Origin of the sequence: Roseospirillum parvum, from assembly GCF_900100455.1 — a bacterium.
Classification (GTDB): Bacteria; Pseudomonadota; Alphaproteobacteria; order Rhodospirillales; family Rhodospirillaceae; genus Roseospirillum; species Roseospirillum parvum.
Map to the genome: position 1 here is coordinate 361,049 of NZ_FNCV01000002.1, position 23,014 is coordinate 384,062.

General features: G+C 72.0%; 21 protein-coding genes. 14 read left to right on the top strand and 7 right to left on the bottom strand.

The window, feature by feature from the left end; translation table 11 throughout:
• Positions 1-462: 462 nt before the first annotated feature.
• Both BLR95_RS04610 and BLR95_RS04615 read right to left on the bottom strand, forming a co-directional pair.
• Entirely contained in the window at positions 463-1,674 is a 1,212-nt protein-coding gene (locus BLR95_RS04610; protein WP_092616132.1) for an NADP-dependent isocitrate dehydrogenase, read from the bottom strand.
• Between the two features lie 118 nt (positions 1,675-1,792).
• On the bottom strand, positions 1,793-2,356 hold the full coding sequence (locus BLR95_RS04615; protein WP_092616135.1) for an LOG family protein: 564 nt from the start codon (positions 2,354-2,356) through the stop codon (positions 1,793-1,795).
• 388 nt (positions 2,357-2,744) lie between these two features.
• Here BLR95_RS04615 and BLR95_RS04620 point away from each other — a divergent pair, with 388 nt between their 5' ends.
• Positions 2,745-3,197 (top strand): c-type cytochrome, encoded by a 453-nt coding sequence (locus BLR95_RS04620; RefSeq protein ID WP_176787615.1) that lies wholly within the window; start codon positions 2,745-2,747, stop codon positions 3,195-3,197.
• 227 nt (positions 3,198-3,424) lie between these two features.
• Positions 3,425-4,498, top strand: a complete 1,074-nt coding sequence (recA, locus tag BLR95_RS04625; protein WP_092616500.1) for a recombinase RecA — start codon at positions 3,425-3,427, stop codon at positions 4,496-4,498.
• Positions 4,499-4,586: 88 nt separating this feature from the next.
• On the opposite strand, the gene BLR95_RS04630 is transcribed toward recA, so the two are convergent.
• Positions 4,587-5,012 (bottom strand): RidA family protein, encoded by a 426-nt coding sequence (locus tag BLR95_RS04630; RefSeq protein ID WP_092616141.1) that lies wholly within the window; start codon positions 5,010-5,012, stop codon positions 4,587-4,589.
• Between the two features lie 175 nt (positions 5,013-5,187).
• On the opposite strand from BLR95_RS04630, the gene BLR95_RS04635 reads away from it, so the two are divergent.
• From BLR95_RS04635 to BLR95_RS04655, 5 genes are all read left to right on the top strand, one after another.
• Positions 5,188-5,982, top strand: coding sequence for an SDR family NAD(P)-dependent oxidoreductase (locus tag BLR95_RS04635; protein ID WP_092616144.1), 795 nt, complete (start codon positions 5,188-5,190; stop codon positions 5,980-5,982).
• Positions 5,979-6,539, top strand: a complete 561-nt coding sequence (locus tag BLR95_RS04640; protein WP_092616502.1) for a MarR family winged helix-turn-helix transcriptional regulator — start codon at positions 5,979-5,981, stop codon at positions 6,537-6,539. The genes BLR95_RS04635 and BLR95_RS04640 overlap by 4 nt, the downstream gene beginning before the upstream one ends.
• Before the next feature lie 65 nt (positions 6,540-6,604).
• A complete protein-coding gene (locus BLR95_RS04645; protein WP_245689242.1) occupies positions 6,605-8,251 on the top strand; it encodes an AMP-binding protein in 1,647 nt (548 codons plus the stop codon).
• Between the two features lie 10 nt (positions 8,252-8,261).
• A complete protein-coding gene (locus BLR95_RS04650; protein ID WP_218119483.1) occupies positions 8,262-10,538 on the top strand; it encodes an oxidoreductase in 2,277 nt (758 codons plus the stop codon).
• Between the two features lie 76 nt (positions 10,539-10,614).
• Positions 10,615-12,726 (top strand): PAS domain S-box protein, encoded by a 2,112-nt coding sequence (locus tag BLR95_RS04655; protein ID WP_092616147.1) that lies wholly within the window; start codon positions 10,615-10,617, stop codon positions 12,724-12,726.
• Between the two features lie 156 nt (positions 12,727-12,882).
• Here the strand turns inward: BLR95_RS04655 and BLR95_RS04660 are convergent, their stop codons facing one another.
• Together BLR95_RS04660 and BLR95_RS04665 are read right to left on the bottom strand one after the other, a co-directional pair.
• Entirely contained in the window at positions 12,883-14,505 is a 1,623-nt protein-coding gene (locus BLR95_RS04660) for a fumarate hydratase (RefSeq protein ID WP_092616150.1), read from the bottom strand.
• A gap of 201 nt (positions 14,506-14,706) precedes the next feature.
• Entirely contained in the window at positions 14,707-15,318 is a 612-nt protein-coding gene (locus BLR95_RS04665) for an SOUL family heme-binding protein (protein ID WP_245689244.1), read from the bottom strand.
• A 189-nt stretch (positions 15,319-15,507) separates the two neighbouring features.
• On the opposite strand from BLR95_RS04665, the gene BLR95_RS04670 reads away from it, so the two are divergent.
• Positions 15,508-15,948: a hypothetical protein gene (locus BLR95_RS04670; protein ID WP_092616153.1), complete on the top strand. Its 441-nt coding sequence runs from the start codon at positions 15,508-15,510 to the stop codon at positions 15,946-15,948.
• Between the two features lie 36 nt (positions 15,949-15,984).
• Here the strand turns inward: BLR95_RS04670 and cbiB are convergent, their stop codons facing one another.
• Positions 15,985-16,995, bottom strand: coding sequence for an adenosylcobinamide-phosphate synthase CbiB (gene cbiB / locus BLR95_RS04675; protein ID WP_092616156.1), 1,011 nt, complete (start codon positions 16,993-16,995; stop codon positions 15,985-15,987).
• Positions 16,996-17,238: 243 nt separating this feature from the next.
• Here cbiB and BLR95_RS04680 point away from each other — a divergent pair, with 243 nt between their 5' ends.
• Complete coding sequence (locus BLR95_RS04680; RefSeq protein ID WP_092616158.1) at positions 17,239-17,664, top strand: cobalamin biosynthesis protein; 426 nt, start codon at positions 17,239-17,241, stop codon at positions 17,662-17,664.
• Positions 17,661-18,446 (top strand): precorrin-4 C(11)-methyltransferase, encoded by a 786-nt coding sequence (gene cobM / locus BLR95_RS04685; RefSeq protein ID WP_092616161.1) that lies wholly within the window; start codon positions 17,661-17,663, stop codon positions 18,444-18,446. The genes BLR95_RS04680 and cobM overlap by 4 nt, the downstream gene beginning before the upstream one ends.
• Here the strand turns inward: cobM and BLR95_RS04690 are convergent.
• Positions 18,440-19,018: an ankyrin repeat domain-containing protein gene (locus tag BLR95_RS04690; protein ID WP_092616163.1), complete on the bottom strand. Its 579-nt coding sequence runs from the start codon at positions 19,016-19,018 to the stop codon at positions 18,440-18,442. The two genes, cobM and BLR95_RS04690, sit on opposite strands and share 7 nt — an antisense overlap.
• A 113-nt stretch (positions 19,019-19,131) precedes the next feature.
• Here BLR95_RS04690 and cobA point away from each other — a divergent pair, with 113 nt between their 5' ends.
• The 4 genes from cobA to BLR95_RS04710 all read left to right on the top strand — a co-directional run bounded on the left by cobA (position 19,132) and on the right by BLR95_RS04710 (position 22,782).
• On the top strand, positions 19,132-19,932 hold the full coding sequence (gene cobA, locus BLR95_RS04695; protein WP_092616166.1) for a uroporphyrinogen-III C-methyltransferase: 801 nt from the start codon (positions 19,132-19,134) through the stop codon (positions 19,930-19,932).
• 77 nt (positions 19,933-20,009) lie between these two features.
• Positions 20,010-20,786: a sulfite exporter TauE/SafE family protein gene (locus tag BLR95_RS04700; protein ID WP_092616169.1), complete on the top strand. Its 777-nt coding sequence runs from the start codon at positions 20,010-20,012 to the stop codon at positions 20,784-20,786.
• A 14-nt stretch (positions 20,787-20,800) separates the two neighbouring features.
• The gene (locus BLR95_RS04705; protein ID WP_092616172.1) at positions 20,801-21,442 is read left to right on the top strand and encodes an SCO family protein; all 642 of its coding nucleotides are present in this window, start codon (positions 20,801-20,803) and stop codon (positions 21,440-21,442) included.
• Complete coding sequence (locus BLR95_RS04710) at positions 21,439-22,782, top strand: cobyrinic acid a,c-diamide synthase CobB (RefSeq protein WP_092616175.1); 1,344 nt, start codon at positions 21,439-21,441, stop codon at positions 22,780-22,782. Before BLR95_RS04705 ends, BLR95_RS04710 begins: the two co-directional genes overlap by 4 nt.
• Positions 22,783-23,014 lie beyond the last annotated feature (232 nt).

Genomic DNA, 23,014 nt, shown 5'->3' on the forward strand with positions numbered 1-23,014 from the left:
CCACCCGACGATGAGAGGAACTCATCTAAAGGTCCGTATGAAAGGGGCTTTGCCCCTTTAAAACCCCACCGGGGGAGCCAGGGGCTCCCCCGGACCCCCTCCATTCATTGATCGCTGAGCGAGCCGAACAGTCGGGGCGATCTTGGGTTGCGTGTCCATACCCCGGTTGTTTTCGCAGGCCAGCAAAGCTGGCCTGCAACCAAAAACCACGGCGCGTCCCGCTCAGAGGCAACGATTGTTCACCAACGAATGGAGGGGTCCGGGGAAGCCCTGCTTCCCCGGTGGGGGTTTGGGGGCAAAGCCCCCAACTTATTCCAAACCGCGATGAGTCTTGCTCATCGCCGGTTGGTATAAATTATTGAATCAAGAGCGTTGTGCGAACCGGACCCCAGAAGGCAGTGATTCCGTTCTGGCGCAAAACGCGCTGACGCAGGGCGCCGCCGGCGGTCAGTTCCCCACGGCTCAGCCCATGCGGGCCTTCAGGCCCTGGTCCAGCTTGTCGAGGAACTGGGTGGTGGTCAGCCACGGCTGGTCCTTGCCGACCAGCAGGGCCAGATCCTTGGTCATGTGGCCGGCCTCGACGGTGTCGATGCAGACCTGCTCCAGGGTTTCGGCGAAGGCGACCACGTCCGGGGTGCCGTCGAACTTGCCGCGGAACTTGAGGCCCCGGGTCCAGGCGAAGATCGAGGCGATGGGGTTGGTCGAGGTTTCCTTGCCCTGCTGGTGCTGGCGGTAGTGGCGGGTGACGGTGCCGTGGGCCGCCTCGGCCTCCACCGTCTTGCCGTCCGGGGTCATCAGCACGCTGGTCATCAGGCCCAGCGAGCCGAAGCCCTGGGCCACGGTGTCGGACTGCACGTCGCCGTCGTAGTTCTTGCAGGCCCACACGAAGCCGCCTTCCCACTTCATGCAGCAGGCCACCATGTCGTCGATCAGTCGGTGCTCGTAGGTGATGCCGGCGGCCTTGAACTTCTCGGCGAACTCGGCCTCGAAGACCTCCTGGAAGAGGTCCTTGAAGCGCCCGTCATAGGCCTTGAGGATGGTGTTCTTGGTCGACATGTAGACCGGCCAGCCGCGCTCCAGGCCGTAGTTCATGCAGGCCCGGGCGAAGCCGCGGATCGAGTCGTCCAGGTTGTACATGGACATGGCCACGCCGGGGCCGTCGAACTGGAAGACCTCGTGCTCGATGGTCTGCCCGTCCTCGCCCTCGAACCTGACGGTCAGCCGGCCGGCCCCGGGAACCACGAAGTCCGTGGCCCGGTACTGGTCGCCGAAGGCGTGACGGCCGATGACGATGGGCTTGGTCCAGCCGGGCACGTAGCGCGGCACGTTGGCGCAGATGATCGGCTCGCGGAAGACGGTGCCGCCCAGGATGTTGCGGATGGTGCCGTTGGGCGAGCGCCACATCTTCTTCAGGCCGAATTCCTCGACCCGGGCCTCGTCGGGAGTGATGGTGGCGCACTTGACGCCCACCCCGTGCTGCTTGATGGCGTTGGCGGCATCGATGGTGATCTGATCGTCGGTGGCGTCGCGCGCCTCGATGCCCAGGTCGAAGTAGATCAGGTCCACGTCGAGGTAGGGCAGGATCAGCTTGTCCTTGATGAACGCCCAGATGATCCGGGTCATTTCGTCGCCGTCCAGTTCGACGACCGGGTTGGTGACCTTGATCTTGCTCATGGTCGGGCGCTCTCCATCGCTGCGGGGGGTGTTTTGGGGTTTCGCGGGAAAAGTAGGGTCCCGGCGGTTCCCGGACAAGGGCGGACCGCCGGCCCGGCCGATTCCAAGGCGCCCCGGCTCAGCCGACCGGCGCCGGCAGGGCGGCCAGCACCTCGGCCGGGGTGCGCACGGTGGCGATGCCCTGAAGGCTGGCCGGGCGGGCGAAGCCGCTGCCCACCAGATGGGCGAACAGCTCTTCCAGCTTGCGCCAGTGGCCGTCCGGGTCGAGCAGGCGGATCGGCTTGTCGTGCCAGCCCAGGTGTCGCCAGGTGAGGATCTCCACCGTCTCGTCCAGGGTGCCGAAGCCGCCCGGCAGGACGCAGAAGACATCCGACATTTCATACAGCCGGCGCTTGCGGTCGTGCATGGTCTCGACCACCTCGAGGTGGCTCAGGTTCCCGGCCGCCACCTCGAGCTCCATCAGGGCCCGCGGGATGACCCCGGCGACCACCCCGCCGGCGGCCAGCGCGGCCTCGGCCAGCACCCCCATCAGGCCCACCTTGCCGCCGCCGTAGACGATGGGCACGCCGGCCTCGGCGGCGGCCCGGCCCAGGGCGCGGGCCAACTCGGCATGGGCCGGGTCGGCGCCGACGGCGGAACCGCAGAAGACACCAAGCGCGGGGCGGGAGAGGGAGAAGGTCACGGCAGGGCGGGCCCGGATGGGTGGGGAATCGATCTGGCGCGCAGCTTACCCTGTTCCGCCGTGCCCCGCAAAAGCTCTGGCGATGATGTGGTGGGCCAGGATGGCCGATACGGTGACTTGGTCACCGAAACCTGAAGTGTAACAGGGGTATTGTGCCGGTGACGTCCGGGCACTAAGTGGTCCGCCGATGGCCGGGCGCAACCTGAAACCCTTCGGGGTGCCGTCCGCGCCCGAAGGGGCCAAGCCAACGGTTCGGGATCACAGCGTTTTCCCGTGTCCGGGCCCCGAAACCACCGCCTGTTCCCACCTTTTCGCACGCCACGTCCGGCGTCCGGGGACAGCCGGGCCAACCGATCCAGTCGACCACCACCATCAGGGGAGTATCCACATGAAGCGTATCGTTCTGACCGCCGCCACGGCGGCCCTTCTGGCTGGCGCCACGCCGGCCTTCGCCGCCGATGCCGATGCCGTCGTCGAGCACCGCAAGGACGTCATGGGCGTGGCCGGGGCCGGCATGGGCGCCATCGGCTGCTTCATGAAGGGCGACTGCGAGCTGGACGGCAAGGTGCTGGCCCACCTGGCCGAGGCCATCGCCTTCTCCGCCGAGATGTCGATCCCGGCCTTCAAGGACCCGGCCCAGGGCGCCTCGGTCAAGCACACCTCCGATCCCGCCATCTGGGAGAACTGGGACAAGTTCGAGGGCGGCCTTAAGAAGATGGCCGAGGCGGCCGACAAGCTGGCCGTCGCCGCCAAGGACGCCGACCGCAAGGCGATGGGTCCGCTGGTCAAGGACCTGGGCGGCACCTGCAAGGGCTGCCACGACGACTTCCGCACCAAGTAAGCTTCCTGGTGCGTCTGCCCGGCACGCCGGGCCGCGGGTCGGTTTCAACCCGCATTCCCTCCAAGACCAGCCTTGCCGGGCGCGACGGTTTCCCCCGTCGCGCCCGTTTTTTTTCCCACCCCTGTTCGCGCGATGTTCTTTTTTGTTTGCGGGCAGGAACGAAAAGCGTACACTCTCGGCCGTTGAAGCACCGCCTCGGGCTGTGAAATAAGGGAGGGCCGTTGATCATGTCGGCGTCACCGCAGACCGTACTCCGCCTGGTGGACAAGGATACCATGGACAAGCAGAAAGCCCTCGAGGCCGCCCTCGGGCAGATCGAACGCTCCTTCGGCAAGGGATCGATCATGCGCCTCGGCCAGCGCGAGACGGCGATCGACATCCCGGCCATCTCCACCGGCTCGCTGGGGCTTGATCTGGCGCTCGGCATCGGCGGCCTGCCGCGCGGGCGGGTTGTCGAAATCTACGGCCCGGAAAGCTCGGGCAAGACGACGCTGGCCCTGCACGTGGTGGCCGAGGCCCAGAAGGGCGGCGGCAACTGCGCCTTCATCGATGCCGAGCACGCCCTGGATCCGGCCTATGCCCGCAAGCTGGGGGTCAACCTGGACGACCTTCTGATCAGCCAGCCCGACGCCGGCGAACAGGCCCTGGAGATCGCCGACACCCTGGTCCGCTCCGGGGCGGTCGACGTGCTGGTCATCGATTCGGTGGCCGCCCTGGTGCCGAGGGCCGAGCTGGAAGGCGAGATGGGCGATTCGCACGTCGGCCTGCAGGCCCGCCTGATGAGCCAGGCCCTGCGCAAGCTGACCGCCAGCGTCGCCAAGTCGAACACCCTGATCATCTTCATCAACCAGATCCGCATGAAGATCGGGGTGATGTTCGGCAACCCGGAAACCACCACCGGCGGCAACGCGCTGAAGTTCTACGCCTCGGTGCGCCTGGACATCCGCCGGGTCGGCCAGATCAAGGACCGCGACGAGGTGGTCGGCAACCAGACCCGGGTCAAGGTGGTGAAGAACAAGGTGGCGCCGCCGTTCAAGGTGGTCGAGTTCGACATCATGTACGGCGAGGGCATTTCCAAGCTGGGCGAGCTGCTCGACCTTGGGGTGAAGGCGGGCATCGTCGAGAAGTCCGGCTCCTGGTTCTCCCACAACTCCGAGCGCATCGGCCAGGGCCGGGAAAACGCCAAGACCTTCCTGCGCGAGCATCCGGAGATGGCCAACGCCATCGAGCGTGCCATCCGCACCAACGCCGGCCTGCTGGTCGAGGAAATGACCACCGGCCCCGACGCCGACGACGGCTGAGCCTAAAGCGGCCCGCCCCGGCGACGGCGGGCCGGGAGCGCGCGGCGAAACAGGACGCCCGGGGGCGCCCCGGGCCGGGCACGGCGGCTCAGCCGCTGGCGGCCGCTCCGCCCCCGGGTGATCCATCCGGAATCACCGCCATGGCCTCCACTTCCAGCCGCGCCCCGGGCTCCATCAGGGCGGCCACCTCGATCACCGTCATCGGCGGATAGTGGCGACCCAGCTCGGCGCGGTAGATCTCGCCCACCGCCGTCAGGTCGGCCAGATACTCCCGGCGGTCGGCCAGGTACCAGGTCAGCCGCACCAGATGCTCCGGCCCGGCCCCGGCCTCGGCCAGCACCGCCTTCAGGTTGACCAGCACCTGCCGAAGCTGGCCCAGGAAATCGTCCGCCACGAAGCGCTCCTGGCCGTCCCAGCCGAGCAGGCCACCGGTCACCACCAATGTGCCGCGAGCCAGGGCACCGTGGGCATAGCCCTTGGGACGGACCCAACCGGGGGGATGAAGAGGCTGCACGGGCGACGGTTCCAGGCGGTTGAGGGCGTGGGACCGGCGGCAGGCGCCGGTTGGGTGAGGAGTCAGGTTATTTTGCCTCTAAAACACCGAAAACGAAAATTCTCAAAGACAAAGCGTTTTTTGGCGTGACAGACTCCCCCGATCCCTGGAACCCGTCCCTTCCCTGCCCGCTGCCATGCCCAGCCCCGCCGCCGCCGCTCCCGACACGCCCCTGGCCGGCCGCCACGCCCTGATCACCGGCGGCGGCAAGGGCATCGGGGCGGCCATCGCCATCGCCCTGGCGGCGCGCGGCGCCCGCCTCAGCCTGCTCGGCCGCGAGATGGCCGCCCTCAAGGCCACCGCCGCCGCCTTGCCGCACGCCCTGCCCCTCGGCGCCGACGTCACCGACCCGGCGGCGACCGAGGCCGCGCTGACCCAGGCCCGCGCCACCCACGGCCCGATCCACATCCTGGTCAACAACGCCGGCGCGGTGGAAACCGCCCCCCTGACCCGCACCGACGACGCCCTGTGGGGCCGCCTGATCGAGCTCAACCTCGGCGCCGTGTTCCGCCTCACCCGCGCCGTGCTGCCAGAGATGCTGGCCGCCGGCTGGGGCCGGGTGATCAACATCGCCTCGACCGCCGGATTGACCGGCTACCCTTACGTCGCGGCCTACTGCGCCGCCAAGCACGGGGTGGTCGGCCTGACCCGCGCCGTGGCCCTGGAGACCGCCGGCACCGGCGTCACCGTCAACTGCGTCTGCCCGGGCCTGACCGACACCGCCCTGGCCGAGCGCGCGGTGGCCTCGGTGGCGGCCCGCACCGGCCGCCCGGAGGCCGAGATCCGGGCCCGCCTGATCGAACCCAACCCCCTGGGGCGCCTGATCGCGCCCCAAGAAGTCGCCGAGACGGTGGCCTGGCTGGCCCTGCCCGCCGCCTCGGCCATGACCGGCCAGGCCATCGCCGTGGCCGGAGGAGAAGTGATGCCATGATCGACCATGCCCCCGCCGACGACAGGGCCTCCGCCCCCCCGCCGGAAGACTCCGCCGAGCCCGCCGACACGCCGCGCGACCGCGAGAACGCGGTGGCCGACGACGCCGCCCTGGAAGTCCGCCTGTGGCTGCGCCTGCTCACCTGCACCACCCTGATCGAGCGCGAGATCCGCACCGGGCTGGGCCGCGACTTCCGCTCCACCCTGCCCCGCTTCGACGCCCTGGCCCAGCTCGAACGGGCCGAGGCGCGGGGCGAGACCCTGTCCATGGGCGAGCTGTCGCGGCGCATGATGGTCTCCAACGGCAACGTCACCGGGCTGGTCGACCGGCTGGTCGACGAAGGGCTGGTCGAGCGTCTCGCCGCGCCCAAAGACCGGCGCACCCAGATCGTCCGCCTGACCCCGGCCGGGCACAGCCATTTCGGCAAGATGGCCCCGGTGCATCACGACTGGGTGCGGCGTATGATGGCCCAGGTGCCGCGCCAGGACCTGGCCCGGCTGCACGACCTGCTGGGCACCCTCAAACGTTCCGCCATCGAGGGCGCCGACGGCGCCTGACCCACCCCCCGGGACCCGGAGGCCGGACGCTGACCCCGCCCGACACCGCCCACCGCGACAGCTTCGTGCGCGACCACCTGCCGCCGCCGGAGGAGCAGGCGCGGCGCGACCTTTCCGGCCTGCCCCAGGCGGCCGACTGGCCGGAGATGATGAACAGCGCCGCCCGCCTGCTCGACCCGGCCCTCGGACCGGGCCGCCCGGCGCTGCACTTTCCCGGCCCGGACGGCGGCTTCTCCACCCTCACCCGGGGCCAGTTGGCCGAGCGGGTGGCCGCCCTGGCCGCCGTGCTGGTCGAGGACCTGGGGCTGATCCCCGGCCAGCGGGTGCTGCTGCGCGCCCCCAACACCCCCATGCTGGCCACCGCCTGGCTGGCCGTGCTGTGGGCCGGCGGGGTGGCGGTGGCGACCATGCCCCTGCTCCGGGCCGGCGAGCTGGCCCACATCCTGGGCAAGGCGCGGGTCAACCTGGCGCTGTGCGACGCCACCCTGACCGACGAGTTGGCCGCCGCCATCGACGCCGCTCAAGTCGCCGGGCTCGAACCGCCCCTGCTCACCCACGGCAGCGGCGCCCCCGACGCCGCCCCGGCCGGCCAGTTGGACTCCCTGCTGGCCGCCGCGCTGGCCGCCGGGCGCCGGCTGCCGCCGTGCCCGACGCGGGCCGACGACCCGGCCCTGATCGCCTTCACCAGCGGCACCACCGGGCCGGCCAAGGGCACCGTGCACGACCACCGCGACCTCGCCGCCATCGATGCCCTGGTGCCGCCCCGGCTCGAGTTGGGGTGCGACGACATCACCCTGGGCTCGCCGCCGCTGGCCTTCACCTTCGGCCTGGGCGCCCTGCTCACCTTCCCCTTGAGCGTCGGGGCCAGCGCCGTGCTGCTGCCGGCGCCGAGCCCCGAGGCCCTGCTCCAGGCCCTGGCGGCGACCCGGGCCACGGTGCTGTTCACCGCCCCCACCGCCTACCGCGCCCTGGCCGGGCTGATCGAGGCCGGCGCCCCCCTGGCCCCGCCGCGCCTGTGCGTGTCGGCCGGCGAGCACCTGCCCGGCCCCGATTTCGAGCGCTGGCGCAAGCTGACCGGACACAGCATCGTCAACGGCATCGGGGCGACCGAGCTGCTGCACATCTTCATCGCCGCCACCGGGGCCGATGCCCGCCCCGGCACCACCGGACGGCCGATCCCCGGCTACCGGGCCCGGCTGCTCGACGAGGCCGGCCAGCCGGTGCCCCCGGGCCAGCCCGGGCGGCTGGCCATCCAGGGCCCCACCGGCTGCCGCTATCTGGCCGACCGGGCGCGCCAGCGGGCCTATGTGCACGACGGCTGGAACCTGACCGGCGACCTGTTCCGAATGGATGAGGACGGGCTTTTCTGGTACCTGGGACGGGCCGACGACATGATCATCTCGGCCGGCTACAACATCGGGGGGCCGGAAGTGGAAAGCTGCCTGTTGGCCCACCCCCTGGTCGAGGACTGCGCCGTGGTCGGCCTGCCCGACCCGGAGCGCGGCCAGGTGGTGGCGGCCCACGTCATCCTGAGCGACCCGGCCGCCGCCGGCCCGGCCACCGCGCGGGCGCTTCAGGACTTCGTGAAGGCCCGCCTCGCCCCCTACAAGTACCCGCGCCGGGTGCTCTTCGTGGACCGCCTGCCGCGCACCGCCACCGGCAAGCTGCAACGCTTCCGCCTGCGTCCCACGGACACCGGGGATGGGCCATGAGAATCGTCCCATGAGAATCGTCATCGTCGGCGCCGGACCGGCCGGGTTGACCCTGGCCCTGACCCTGGCCCGCCGCCGCCCCGGCTGGCCCATCCAGGTCTTCGAGCGCGCCCCGGCCGGGCAGACCTGGGGCTTCGGGGTGGTTTTCGCCGAAGCCGGGCTCAACCGTCTGGCCGAGGCCCTGCCCGGCGAGGTGGCGGCCCTCAGGGCCCGCTCGGTGAGCTGGGCGGCGATCGACATCCAGCGCCCCGGCACCTGCCATCGCTTCCACGGCCCGCCCTACCGGGCCCTGCCCCGCCTGGGCCTGCTCCAGGTGCTGGAACAGGCGGCCCGGACCGCCGGGGTGACGGTGACCCACGGCGCGGAGATCCGTGGACCCGACGACCCCCGGCTGGCCGGGGCCGATCTCCTGGTCGCCGCCGACGGCATCGCCTCGCCGCTGCGCCAGGCCCACGCCGAGGCCCTGGGCAGCCGGGTCGAGGCGGGCGCCAACCGCTTCCTGTGGGCGGCCAGCGGCAACCCCGGCGACGCCTTCCGCTTCCTCGTCGCCGACACCGCGCACGGTCCGGTGTGGGCCCACGCCTACCCCTATTCGGCCAAGCGGGCGACCTTCATCGTCGAATGCGCCGAGGCCACCTGGCGCGCCCTGGGGCTGGCCCCGGGGCAACCCGGGGCCGGCCCGGCGGCGGGCCCGGCGGCGGACCTCGGCCTGATCCGCCGCCTCTTCCCCCAGGCCCTGGGCGCCGCCCCGCTGGAGGCCGACCCGGGCGGCTGGCGGCGCTTTCCGGTGGTCACCAACGCCCGCTGGTCGGCCGGCCGGCTGGTCCTGCTGGGCGATGCCCTGCACAGCCTGCATTTCTCCATCGGCTCGGGCAGCCGGCTGGCCATGGAGGACGCCCTGGCCCTGGCCGAGGCCCTGGACGCCGCGCCCACCGACCCGGCCGCCGCCTGCCAAGCCTTCGAGGCGGCGCGGCGCCCGGCCTCGGAAAGCCTGGCCCGGGCGGCGCGGGCCTCGATGCGCTGGTTCGAAAGCCTGCCCCAGGCCCACGCCGCCCTCGACGGCCCCACCTTCGCCGCCGCCTTGCTCACCCGCTCGCGCCGCGTCACGGTGGCCGATCTGGCGGCCACCGACCCCGGGCTGGCGACCACCCTCAGGGCCCATGTCGCGACCCGGGCCGGCGCCGCGCCCGACACCCCGCCCCTGTTCACCCCCTTGCGTCTGCGCGGGCTGACCCTGGCCAACCGGGTGGCGGTGTCGCCGATGTGCCAGTACCGGGCCGAGGACGGGGTGGTCGGCGACTGGCATCTGGTCCACCTGGGGGCGCGCGCCGTGGGCGGCGCCGGGCTGATCGTCACCGAGGCCACCGCCATCAGCCCCGAGGGGCGCATCACCCCGGGCTGCGCCGGCCTCTACACCGATGCCCAGGCCGCGGCGTGGCGGCGCATCGTCGAGTTCATCAAGGCGGAAAGCGGCGCCGCCGTATGCCTGCAACTGGGCCACGCCGGGCGCAAGGCGGCCTGTCAGGTGCCGTGGATCGACGGCGGCCGGCCGCTGCGGGCCGACGAAGGCGCCTGGCCGCTGCTCGCCCCCTCGGCCCTGCCCTGGGACGCCGCCAGCCAGACCCCCAGGGCGATGGACGCGGCCGACATGGATCGGCTCACCGAAGCCTTCGTCGCCGCCACCCGGCGGGCCGCCCAGGTCGGCTTCGACATGGTCGAGCTGCATCTGGCCCACGGCTATCTGCTGTCGTCGTTCCTGTCGCCGCTGACCAACCGGCGCGACGACGACCATGGCGGAGAGATCGAGCACCGCCTGCGCTTCCCGCTGGCGGTGGTCCGCGCGGTGCGCGCCGCGTGGCCGGCCGAGCGCCCCCTGGCCGCCCGCCTGTCGGCCACCGACTGGGCCCCCGGGGGGCTGACCCCAAAGGACGCGGCGGCCATCGCCCGGGCCCTGAAAAGCGCGGGCGTGGACCTGCTGGACGTCTCGGCCGGCGGCGTGGTGGCCGACCAGCGGCCAGAGCGCGGCCGCCTGATCCAGGCCCCGCTGGCCGCCGCCCTGCGTCTTGAAAGCGGCCTGCCGACCATGGCCGTGGGCGGCATCACCAGCCTCGCCGACGCGGAAAGCCTGCTGGTGGCCGGGCGGGCCGATGTGGTCGCCCTGGCCCGCATGCACCTGCTCGACCCCGGCTGGACCTTGAGCGCCGCCCACGCCCTGGGCTGGCCGGTGGCGGTGCCCGACCCCTACCGGGCCGTCGCCCCGGGCGGCCATTTCCGACCCCGCCGCTGAGCGCCCCGCCGCGCCACCTATCATAACCCGTCAAATCAGATACACTGGTCCCTTCTTTTGGCGGCACCAAACCGGCATGGTCGACACCATCCTGCACATCGTCTCGGATTTCGGCCTGCTGGCGCTGTTCAGCCTGGGCGTGGTGGCGCTGCGCCCGCTGGCCAACGGGCTGCCCAACCGCGCCCTGCACCAGGGCCTGCTGGGGGTGATGTTCGGGCTGCTGGCGGCGGTGGTCATGCTCGACCCGATCCGCCTGCCCGAGGGCGCCACCTTCGATGCCCGGGGCGGCCCGGCCATCCTGGCCGGGGTGTTCGCCGGGCCGCTGGGCGCCGCCATCGCCGCCGCCATCGGCGCGGCGGTGCGCTATTGGGGGATCGGCGGCCCGGTGGCCCTGGGTGGGGTCGCCGGCTTCGCGCTTTATGGCCTGGCCGGGGTGATCGCCGGCGCCGTGCTGGCCCGCCGGGGCCTGCGCCCGGGACCGCTGGCGCTGCTGCTGATCGGCGCCTTCGGCACCCTGATGGTGATCCCCTCGTTCTTCGTCAGCGCCGACTGGGCGACCGGCTGGACGATCATCGGCAAGGCGTGGCCGATCCTGCTGTCCGCCAATCTGGTCGGCACCCTGCTGGTCGGCCTGGTGGTCAGCTTCGCCGAGCGGCAGGCCCACCTGCTGGCCCACCGCAAGAGCCGCGCCGAGGAAGCCGACACCCTGGCCCTGGTGGCCAGCCACACCACCACCGCCGTCATCATCTTCGATCCCCAGGGCCGCATCGAATGGGTCAACGCCGGCTTCGAGGCGCTGACCGGCTACCCCCGGGCCGAGGTGCTGGGCCTGAGCCCGGCCGACTTCCTGCGCGGCCCGGACACCGACCCGGCGGTGGCGGCGCGCATCGACGACGCCCTGAAGCGCGGCGAGGCCTGCCACGAGCAACTGCTGAACCACACCCGCGACGGGCGGCCCTACTGGGTTGATGTCACCTGCCAGCCGGTGCATGTGGACGGCCGGTTGCGCGGCTTCATCTCGGTGGAGACCGACATCACCGACCAGAAGACCCTGGAGGCCCGCCTGCTGCGCGCCGAACAGGTGGCCAAGGTGGGCCACTGGCGGGTCAAGCTGCCGGAAGAGGTGGCCGTCTGGTCCGATCAGGTTTACCGCATTCTGGGGCGCGCCCCGGGCCAGCCGCTGCCCTCCCTGCCGGCCACCATCGACTTCTACCTGCCCGAGGACCGCCCCCGGGTGCGCCAGCAGGTGTACCGCACCATCGAAACCGGGGAACCGCTGGCCTTCCGGGCCCGGATCAAGGTCGAGGGCGAGATCAAGTGGCTCGATGTGCGCGGCGACGCGGAGCACGGCCGCGACGGCCAGGTGAGCGCCATCTTCGGCATCGTGCAGGATGTCAGCGAGTTGGCCCGCCACGAGATCGAGCTGGCCGAGGCGCGCGACCAGGCCGACGCCGCCAACCACTCCAAGTCCGAGTTCCTGGCCACCATGAGCCACGAGCTGCGCACCCCCCTGAACGCCATCCTCGGCTTTTCGGAAATCCTGACCCACCAGATGTTCGGGCCGATCCAGGGCGATCCGCGCTACCTGGAGTACCTGGGCGACATCCACGACAGCGGCCAGATCCTGCTCGAGCTGGTCAACGACGTGCTCGACCTGTCGAAGATCGAGGCCGGCCAGTTCGAGTTGGACGAGACCGAGGTGACGCTGCCCGAGGCCACCGCCCGGGCCCTTCGGCTGGTCCGCCAGCGGGCCCTGGCCCACCATCTGGAAATCACCGTGGCGCGGCTGGAGACGGCGCCGCCCCTGCGCGCCGATCAGCGGCTGGTGGTCCAGATGCTGTTCAACCTTCTGACCAACGCCATCAAGTTCACCCCGGCCGGCGGGCGCATCGAGGTGTTCTTCGAGCCGATGGCCAACGGCGGGATGGCCCTGACGGTCAAGGACAGCGGCATCGGCATGTCGGCCGAGGATCTGGCCCAGGCCACCCAGCCCTACTTCCAGGCCCGCACCGCCCAGGCCCGCCCGGTGGTCAGCGGCGGCATGGGCGGCACCGGCCTGGGCCTGACCCTGGTCAGCCGCATGATGGAGATGCACCAGGGCCGCCTGAGGCTGGACAGCGCGCCGGGCCAGGGGACCACGGCGCGGCTGGTCTTCCCGGCCGCCCGGGTGGTGGCGGGCGGGGGCTGACCTCCCGGGTGGGGGCGGGCGGGGGCTGAACGCCGGGGCTCAGATCATCGGGCCTAGAGCATGTTGCGTGCTTTGTGAATCACCCAACATGCTCTAGGCTCTTGATATTGCCGCAAATCGTCGTCGCGATCCGTTCCGGATCGCTCGGGATTTGCTCTAGATCATCTGGAAGAAGTCGTTGCCCTTGTCGTCGGTGATGATGAAGGCGGGGAAGTCCTCCACCTCGATCTTCCACACCGCTTCCATGCCCAGTTCGGGGAAGGCCAGCACCTCGACCTTGCGGATCGATTCCTGGGCCACCTCGGCCGCCGCGCCGCCGATGGTGCCGAGGTAGAAGCCGCCGTGCTTCTGGCAGGCCTCGCGCACCTGGGGCGAACGATTGCCCTTGGCCAGCATGACCATCGAGCCGCCGGCCGCCTGGAAGGGCTCCACATAGGCGTCCATGCGCCCGGCGGTGGTCGGCCCGAAGGCGCCCGAGGGATAACCCTCCGGCGTCTTGGCCGGGCCGGCGTAGTAGACGGCGTGGTCGCGGAAGTAGTCGGGCAGCGGCTCGCCGGCGTCCAGCCTGGCCTTGAGGCGGGCGTGGGCGATGTCGCGGGCCACGATCATCGGCCCCGACAGCAGCACCCGGGTCTTCACCGGGTACTGTGACAGGGTCTTCCTGATCTCGTCCATCGGCCGGGAAAGGTCGACGCGCACCGCCTCGCCGCTCAGCTTGTCGGTCTTCACGTCGGGCATGAAGCGGGCCGGGTCGGTCTCCAGCTTTTCCAGGAACACCCCGTCCGGGGTGATCTTGCCCCACACCTGGCGGTCGGCCGAGCACGACACCCCGATGCCGACCGGGCACGAGGCGCCATGGCGCGGCAGGCGGATCACCCGCACGTCGTGGCAGTAGTACTTGCCGCCGAACTGGGCCCCGATGCCGAAGTCGCGGGTCATCTGAAGGACCTTGGCTTCCATCTCCAGGTCGCGGAAGGCCTGGCCGTGCTCGCCGCCCGAGGTGGGCAGGGTGTCCAGCCAGTGGGCCGAGGCCAGCTTGACGGTCTTCAGGTTGGCCTCGGCCGAGGTGCCGCCGACGACCACCGCCAGATGGTAGGGCGGGCAGGCCGAGGTGCCCAGGCTCTTCAGGTTCTCGTTCAGGAAGGCGGCCATCGCCTCGACGTTCAGCACCGCCTTGGTCTGCTGGTAGAGGAACACCTTGTTGGCCGAGCCACCGCCCTTGGCCATGAACAGGAAGCGGTACTCGCCGCCCGGGGTGGCATAAAGGTCGATCTGGGCCGGCAGGTTGTTGCCGGTGTTCACTTCCTCCCACATGTCCTTGGGCGACATCTGGGAGTAGCGCAGGTTCAGCGTCTGGTAGGCCTCGGCGATGCCGGCCGACAGCGCCTGGGCGTCGGTGATGCCGGCCGCGTTCTCGGTCCACACCCGCTGGCCCTTCTTGCCCATGACGATGGCGGTGCCGGTGTCCTGGCACATGGGCAACACCATGCCGGCCGAGATGTTGGCGTTGCGCAGCAACGACAGGGCCACGAAGCGGTCGTTGTCGCTCGCCTCGGGGTCGTCGAAGATGGCCCGCAACTGGGCCAGATGGGCCGGCCGCAACAGGTGGGCGCTGTCGCGCATGGCCTCGAAGGCCAGGCGCTTCAGCCCCTCGGGTTCGACCAACAGGACCTGATGGCCGCCCAGGCGCTCGGTATGCACATAGTCGCCGGAGAGGCGGCGATAGGGGGTTCCGTCGTCGGCGAGCGGGAACATCTCGGCGAAGCGGGGGTCGATCATCGGGGGCTTTTCCTGGCAGCGGGGGAAAGAAGAGTGGGCACCCTAGAGTATGTTGCGTGCTTTGTGAATCACGCAACATACTCTAGGCCCTTGATATTGCCGCAAATCGTCGTCGCGATCCGTTCCGGATCGCTCGGGATTTACTCTAACCCGAATGCCCAGTGATCGCGAGGCCGACCAAAACCCCATTTTACGCCACCCTCAGCGGCTCACCGGCACCGCCACCTCGTTGCGGCGCAGGAAGGGCAGGGTCCACGGCGGATCGTAGAAGCAGGTCACCGCCGGCCCCTCGGCGCGCCAGGGCGTGGTGGCCAGGGCGTCGGCCAGCTCGGCCTTCCTGGCGTTGGCCGCCGCCGGGCCGGTCGAGCCGGTGTAGCGCAGCACGGCCAGGGTCTGCTCGGGCAGCTCGACGATGTGAATGCGCGGGTCGCGGGGGGGCGGCGCGGTCTCGACCGTGAAGCCGGCGGGCAGGAAGAAGCGCATGCGCACGGTGCCGGCGTGGTCCTGGGTTTCCGCCGGCACGGTCATGGCGATCCTGGTCCCGTCGCGACCGCCGCCGGGCGCCGTTTCCACCGGCGTCGTCATGGCCACCCTGGTGCCCGGCCCGTTGTCGCCGGAGATGTAGTTGAACAGCAGCCGGAAGGCCCGGGTTTTGGCGCCCCCGCCGGGCGGGGTGTCGAGCCGCGCCTCGGCGGCCAGACGCGGAGCGTAGCGGCGCACCTCGAGGCCTGGACCCAGGTGCTCGATGACCGTATAGGCGGACTGTTCGGTGTCGGTGCGGATGCCGACGATGGCACGCAAGGCTTTCAGCATCGCTCTCTCCCGGCCGGTCGAGGGCGGCGGCAACCGCCGGCCCAGGGCCCGATATTGGGCCGCCCGCGCGGTCGCACAAGGTTGTCTCCGCAAGGTTGCCTCCCATGGATCGGGGCATCCCCCCTTCCAACCTCAACCCGGGCGTGGCATACAACCGCCCCTGGTTTTTCCCTTGATCAGAGAGCTTCCATGCGACCCTTCCCCCGCTTCCGTCCCCTGGCCGCCGTGGCCGTGGTGGCGGCTGTTGTCGCCGGGGCGGCCCTGCCGGCCGCCGCCTATCAGTCCAACATGGCCTGCGAGATGGACTACCGGCGCTGCGAGCGTGATGCCCAGCGCCAGGCCCGGGGCGATGACCCGTGCTCGGCCTACAGCCGCTGTCAGGCGGTCCAGCAGTGCGAGGCGTCGCGCTGCGCCTGCCTGCGCACCGGCGGCCACGACGATCCCGCCCTTAAGGCCGAGGCCCAGGCGGTGTGCTTCGCGGTGATCCGGCCGCACGGCGGCAACAGTTGCGACCGCTACATCGATGCCTGCATCAAGTGGCGCGAGGCCGAGACCGAGGCCCCGGTGACCGCCCCGGGCAACGCGCCCGACGGGCCTTCCTACCTGCCGCCCGAGGCCCTGCCCCGGTAGGGGCTTGGTCGGCCAGACCCCGGTAGGGGCTCTCCCTCAGCCGGCCAGCGCCGCCAGCCCCAGCCACAGGGCGACCACCAGCCCCAGGTGGATCAGACAGGCGATGCGGAACAGGTGCAACCCGCGCCGCATGTCGGCCGGGGTGGCGCGGGCCCTTCCCGAGCCGATCCACGGGTCCTGGACCGAATAGTCGCGATAGTGGCGCGGCCCGGCGAGGGCCAGATCGAGCGCCCCGGCCAGCGCCGCCTCGGGCCAGCCGGCGTTCACCGAGCGGTGCTTGGCGGCATCCCGGGCCATGGTCCCGAGGGCCGCCAGGGGCCGCCCGCCGGGGGTGAACAGGGCCGCCGTCGCCAGGATCAGCCCGGCCAGCCGGGCGGGGAGGAAGTTGGCCGCGTCGTCGAGCCGGGCGGCCAGCTTGCCGAACGCCTCGTAGGCCTCGTTGCGGTGACCGATCATGCTGTCCAGGGTGTTGATCGCCTTGTAGGCCATGATCCCCGGCAGACCCAGCACCACATACCAGAAGACCGGCGCCACCACCCCGTCGGAGAAGTTCTCGGCCAGCGATTCCAGCCCCGCCCGGCACACCCCGTGTTCGTCCAGGCGGGCCGGGTCGCGGCCGACCAGATGGCGGATGGCGCCGCGTGCCCCGGGCAACCCTTCCTCGGCGAAACCGACCAGCACGGCGCGCACATGGTCGTGCAGGCCGCGCTGGGCGATGAGCAGCGAGACCAGCACCACCTCCACCCCCCAGCCCCAGGGGGCGGGGGCGAGCAGGCGGTCGATCAGGAATCCCAGCCCGAAGGCGCCGCCGACCATGACCCCGGTCATCAGGGCGCCGCGCACCAGCCGGGCGCCGCGTCCCCGGTCGGGGCGGTTGAGGCGCGGGTCGGCCCACTCGATCAGGCCGCCCAGCCAGGCCACCGGATGGCGTCGCCCGGCGAACAGCGGCCCCATCTCGCCGAACAGGGCATCCACTCCCAGGGCCAGGATCAGGACCAGGAAGGGATCGATGGCGCTGGCCGCCGGATGGAGCAGGGGCAGGAGCATGGATCGGGTTATCCCCCGCCGGGCCCCGACTGGTCAATGCCCGGCCGATGGTGGCCGGTGACGGGGGGCCGGTGACGGTTGGCGCGCCCCGGTGCGACAGCGTCTAGAGCATGTCGCGTGCTTTGTGAATCACGCAACATGCTCTAGACTCTTGATATTGACGCAAATCGTCGTCGCGATCCGTTCCGGATCGCTCGGGATTTGCTCTAGTCGCCGCCCGTTGCCCAAGGAGCGCGCCGCCGCATGTCCCACGCCGCCCTGCCGTTCCTCGCCCTGGGCGTCGGCTGTCGACAGCGGGCCGACGCCGAGGCGGCGTTCGCCTTCATCGGCCCGGCGCTGGCCGAGCGGGGGCTCGACCCGGCGCGGCTGGGCGCCCTGGGCAGCCTCGACCGGCGCCGCGACAACCCCACCCTCAGCCGCCTTGCCGAGCACCTCGGCCTGCCCCTGCGGGTCTTCCCGGCGGCCGAGCTGGAAGCCCTGACGCCGCGCCTGCTCACCCCCTCGGCGGCGGTGTTCCGGGCGGTCGGCTGCCATGGCGTGGCCGAGGCGGCGGCCCTGGCCTGCCTCGGCACACCGCCCGGCCCGGCGGCCCGCCTGATCGTGCCCAAGCTGGCCGGCCCGGGGATCACCCTGGCGGTCGCCGCCGGCCCGTTGGAGAGCCCTGCATGACCGTCCATTTCATCGGCGCCGGCCCGGGCGCCGCCGACCTCATCACGGTGCGCGGCCGGGCCCTGATCCGGGCCTGCCCGGTGGTCCTTTATGCCGGCTCGCTGGTGCCGCCGGAACTGGTCGCCGAGGCCGGGGCCGAGGCCGACCGGCCACCCCTGGTGGTCGACACGGCGCCGCTCGACCTTGGGGCCATCCTCCAGTTGATCCAACAGGCCGACGCCGAGGGGCTGGACGTGGCCCGGGTCCACTCCGGCGATCCGTCCCTCTACGGCGCCCTGGGCGAGCAGACCCGGCGCCTCGACGCCCTGGGCATCGCCTGGGCCGTGGTCCCCGGGGTGCCCGCCTTCGCCGCCGCCGCCGCCGCCCTGGGCCGCGAGCTGACCCTGCCCGAGGTCAGCCAGACGGTGATCCTCACCCGCACCGCCGTGCGCGCCTCGAAAATGCCGCCCGGCGAGGAGTTGGCCCGCCTCGCCGCAAGCCGGGCCACCCTGGCCCTGCACCTGTCGGTGGGCAACATCGAGCGGGTGGTGGCCGACCTCACCCCGGCCTATGGCGCCGACTGCCCGGTGGCGGTGGTCTACCGGGCCTCGTGGCCGGAGGAGACAGTGCTGAAAGGCACCCTGGCCGACATCGCCCAGGCGGTGAAGCGCCAGGACCTGAAGCGCAGCGCCATGATCCTGGTCGGCCGGGTGCTCGATCCGCCCGACTTCCCCGACAGCCACCTCTACGACGCCGGTCACGCCCGGCACCTGCGCCCGGGCGACTCGGGGAACGCTCAGTAGGCGTTTTCGAGCAGGCCGAGGATGCGCGGGTCGCGGGCGTCGCGGGCCCACAGCAGGGCGTCCTGGCCCGCGTGGTCGGCCAGCCCCGGATCGGCCCCGGCCTTGAGCAGCGCCTCGACCAGAGCGGCGTCGTCGGCCTGCACGGCCAGCATCAGCGGGGTCAGGCCCTGGCTGTTCTGGTGGTTGGGATCGGCGCCGACGGCGAGCAGGCGCTCGGCGGCGCGCAAGCTGGAATCGCGCGCCGCCCAGGAGAGGGCGGTGTTGCCCGCCTTGTCGGTCAGGCCGACCACGGCGCCTTCCGCCAGCAGCAGATCCAGCACCTCGACCCGGTTGTGCGAGGCGGCGGCCATCAAAAGGGTGCGCTCGTCCAGATCGCTGGTGTTGGGGCCGCCGAACTCGCCGCCCAGGAACTGGCGTTTCAGCTCGCTGGTGTCGCCCTTCTGGACCATCTCGAACAGCGGGTTGGTCAGGTACATGTCCATCTCCGCGTGAGCCGGCGGGATGGCCGGCGGGGCGGCAAGCCCCAGCCCCAGGGCGAGCAGCAGGGAGGTCAGGCGGGCGAACGCGAACATGGCCAGGGGCCTCCGATGGCGGCGGGGAGAGTCGGTGATACCACCCCGCCCCGGGGCGCGACAACGCCCCCGGGCTTGCCCGCCGGCCAGGGGCGCCGCATGATGGCGGCGCCATGCCCGATCCTCATTCCCTTCTGCCCCCCCTGCCCCAGCTTGACGCCGGCTCGGTGTGGCTGGTCGGCGCCGGGCCGGGCGACCCCGGCCTGCTGACCCGGCTGGCCGTGCATGCCCTGGCCAGTTGCGACGTGGTGGTGCACGACGCCCTGATCGACCCGGTGGTGCTGACCCTGGCCGGCGACGCCGAACGCATCGACATCGGCAAGCGCGGCGGCCGCGCCTCGCCGAGCCAGGAAACGGTGTCCGCCCTGCTCATCGAGCAGGCCCGGGCCGGGCGCCGGGTGTGCCGCCTGAAAGGGGGCGATCCCTTCGTCTTCGGGCGCGGACCGGACGAGGCGCTGGCCCTGGCCGAGGCAAACATCACCTTCCGCGTCGTGCCGGGGATCAGCGCCGGGCTGGCCGGGCCGGCCTACGCCGGGGTGCCGCTGACCGTCGGCGGGCCGGTCGGCGCGGTCGCCCTGATCAGCGGCCAGGGCCCCGGCGGCGGCCTGCCCCAGGGGCTCGACCTCGCCGCCCTGGCCAAGGGCGCGCCGACCCTGGTGCTGTTCATGGCCATGCGGGTGCTGCCCGAGATCACCGCCCGCCTGCTGGCCGCCGGCCGCGACCCCGCAGAGCCGGCCGTGGTCGTCCGCCACGCCACCTGGGCCAGCCAACGCCGCCTGCTGACCACCCTGGGCCGGCTGGCCGAAGACGTCGCGGCGGCCGGCCTGTCCAGCCCCGCGGTGGTGGTCATCGGCCCGACCGCCGGTCTGGCCGAGCGCCTCGACTGGTTCCGGCCCGACGCCGACCCCACATGACCGAAGAGCTTACCGCCATGAGGCGCCCATCGACGTGATGGGCGGGTTTGGCCCTCCGATCCGAGTAGAGACGTCCCGTGGACCCCGATCCCCTGCTGCTCCGCCTGCTCGACGCCGGGTTGTCGCACTGCCGGGTGGTGGTCGATGCCCATGGCAGCCTGCTGGCCAGCCTGTTCATGGCCGGGCTGCTCGGCGGGCTGACCCACTGCACCGGCATGTGCGGCCCCTTCGTGCTGTCCCAGGTCGCCGCCCGCCTGGAAGAGGTGCCGGCAAGCCGCATGCGCGAATGGCACCGCCTGGCCGGGGCCAGCCTGATCCCCTACCACCTGGGCCGGCTGACCACCTATGTCGGCCTGGGCGTCGCCGCCGCCCTGGTCGCCGGGGCGGCGCTCAGGCTGCCCGGGCTGTCCTGGCTGTCGGCCGCCCTGCTGGGGCTGGCGGCGCTGCTCTTCATCGGCTTCGCCCTGCCCCGCCTGAAAGCCCTGCCGGGGCTCGACCTGCCGGTCCTCAGGCGCCTGGAAAACCGCCTGTCCGACTCGCTGGGCCGCGTCGCCCGGCCGCTCTTCGCCAGCCCCACCGGGGGGCGCGGCTACCTGCTCGGCGTGGTCCTCGGCTTTTTGCCCTGCGGCCTGCTCTACGGCGCCCTGGCCGCGGCGGCCGCCCCCGGCGACCCGCTGACCGGCGCCCTGGCCATGGGCGCCTTCGCCGTGGGCACCGTGCCCGCCCTGTTCGGCGTCGGCCTGATCGGCCATCTGGCCGGCGGTGCCTTCAAGAGCCTGACCGCCCAGGTCGCCCCGCTGCTGCTGCTTCTCAACGCCGGCGTGCTGGGCTACATGGCCATCACCCTGATCTGAGACGGAGAGCCGCCATGGCCGCCGACCCCCCGCGCGCCGCGCAAAAACGCACCTTCACCCTGCTCGCCGCCGTGCTCCTGGTGATCGGCCTGGGCCTGGGGGGGCGCTTCTGGCTGCTCGCCCCCGACGACAGCCCCGCCGGCACCACCATCGGCGGCCCCTTCATCCTGACCCGGGCCGACACCGGCGCCACCACCACCGAGGCCGACTTCGCCGGCCGCCTGATGCTGGTCTACTTCGGCTACACCTTCTGCCCCGACATCTGCCCAACCAGCCTGGGCACCATCTCCCAGGCCCTGGACGCCCTGACCCCGGCCCAGCGCGCGCACATCGCGCCGCTGTTCATCACTGTCGATCCGGCCCGCGACACGGCCCAGGTGGTGGCCGGCTACGTGGCCGCCTTCCACACCGACCTGATCGGCCTGACCGGCGACCCGGACAACCTCGAAGCCGCCGCCCGGACCTATCGCGTCACCCACGAAAAAGTCCCCGACCCCGAGGGCAATCCCGACCACTACACCATCGACCACTCCTCGCTGGTCTACCTGATGGGGCCGGACGGCACCTACCGGCGCCACTTCCCCCACGGCACCCCGGCCCAGATCATGGCCGATGGCCTGCGCGAGGAACTGGCCGCCAGCGGCCTGTCATCATGAGTCGCGGCCTGATCCTCGCCGCCCCGGCCACCGGCAGCGGCAAGACCACCCTGACCCTGGGCCTGCTGCGCCGGCTGACCCAAGGCGGCCTCGACGTGACCCCGGCCAAGGTCGGGCCCGACTACATCGATCCCGCCTTCCACGCCGCCGCCACCGGACGCCCCTGCCTGAACCTGGACACCTGGGCCCAGCCGGCGGACAGCCTGGACCGCCTGATCGCCACCCTGTCCAGCGGCGAGCTGACCCTGGTCGAAGGCGTCATGGGCCTGTTCGACGGCGCCCCGCCGCCCGGCCCCGACGGCCCCGCCGGGGCCAGCGGCGATGGCTCCACCGCCGCCCTGGCCACCCTCACCGGCTGGCCGGTCATCCTGATCGTCGACGGCAGCCGCACCGGCGCCTCCCTCGCCGCCCTGGTGCGCGGCTTCATCAGCCACCGTCCCGCCGTGCGGGTGGCCGGCGTGATCGTCAACCGCGTCACCTCGCCGCGTCAGGCCGCGCGCCTGAACGCCGCCCTGGCCGCCGACCTGCCGACCCTGCCGGTCCTCGGCACGGTGCCCCGCGACCCCGCGCTGGCCCTGCCCAGCCGCCACCTGGGGCTGGTCCAGGCTGGCGAACACGCCGATCTGGAACGCTTCCTCGACCACGCCGCGGCCCACGTCGGGGCCCACGTCGACGTAACCGCGCTGACCGCCCTCGCCCTGCCGCACCGCCGCCCGGCCCCCAAACCACCCGGCCCGGCCCGCCCCCTGCCGCCCCTCGGCCAGCGCATCGCCGTGGCCCGCGACGCCGCCTTCGCCTTCTGCTACCCGGCCACCCTCGACGGCTGGCACGCCGCCGGAGCCGAAATCCTCCCCTTCTCCCCCCTCGCCGACCACAGCCCCGACCCCACCGCCGACGCCGTCTACCTGCCCGGCGGCTATCCCGAACTGTTCGCCGGACAGCTCGCCAACGCCCACACCTTCCTCGACGGCCTGCGCGCCGCCGCCGCCCGAAAAGCCCAGGTGTTCGGCGAATGCGGCGGCTACATGACCCTCGGACGCAGCCTCACCGACGGCGACGGCACCGCCCACCCCATGGCCAACCTGCTGCCCATCGAGACCAGCTTCGCCGCACCCAAACTCTCCATCGGATACCGCCGCCTGACCGCCCTGGAACCATCCGCCCTCGGCCCCCCCGGCAGCCCCTTCCGAGGCCACGAATTCCACTACGCCCGCGAAACCGCCAACGACGCTCCGCCCCTGTTCACCGCCACCGACGCCAGCGGCCAAAACCTCGGCCCCCAAGGCGCCCGCCTCGAAACCACCTGCGGCGCCTTCCTCCACCTGATCCACACCGGCTGAGGCGCGGCACGCGGCACCAAGGGGGCGCTGCCCCCTTGACCCCCGCCGGGGGGACCAGGGGCCCCCCCGGACCCCCGCCGTGACTTAAAACCCCACCCAGGGGGGCAAGCCCCCCTGGGTGGGGTTTTGATTCATGGTGGGGTCTGGGGAGGCCTCCCGGCCTCCCCAGCGGGGTTCAAAGGGGCGGCGCCCCTTTGATGCTGCGCGCCACACCTCGGCTGGTGTAGGGTTC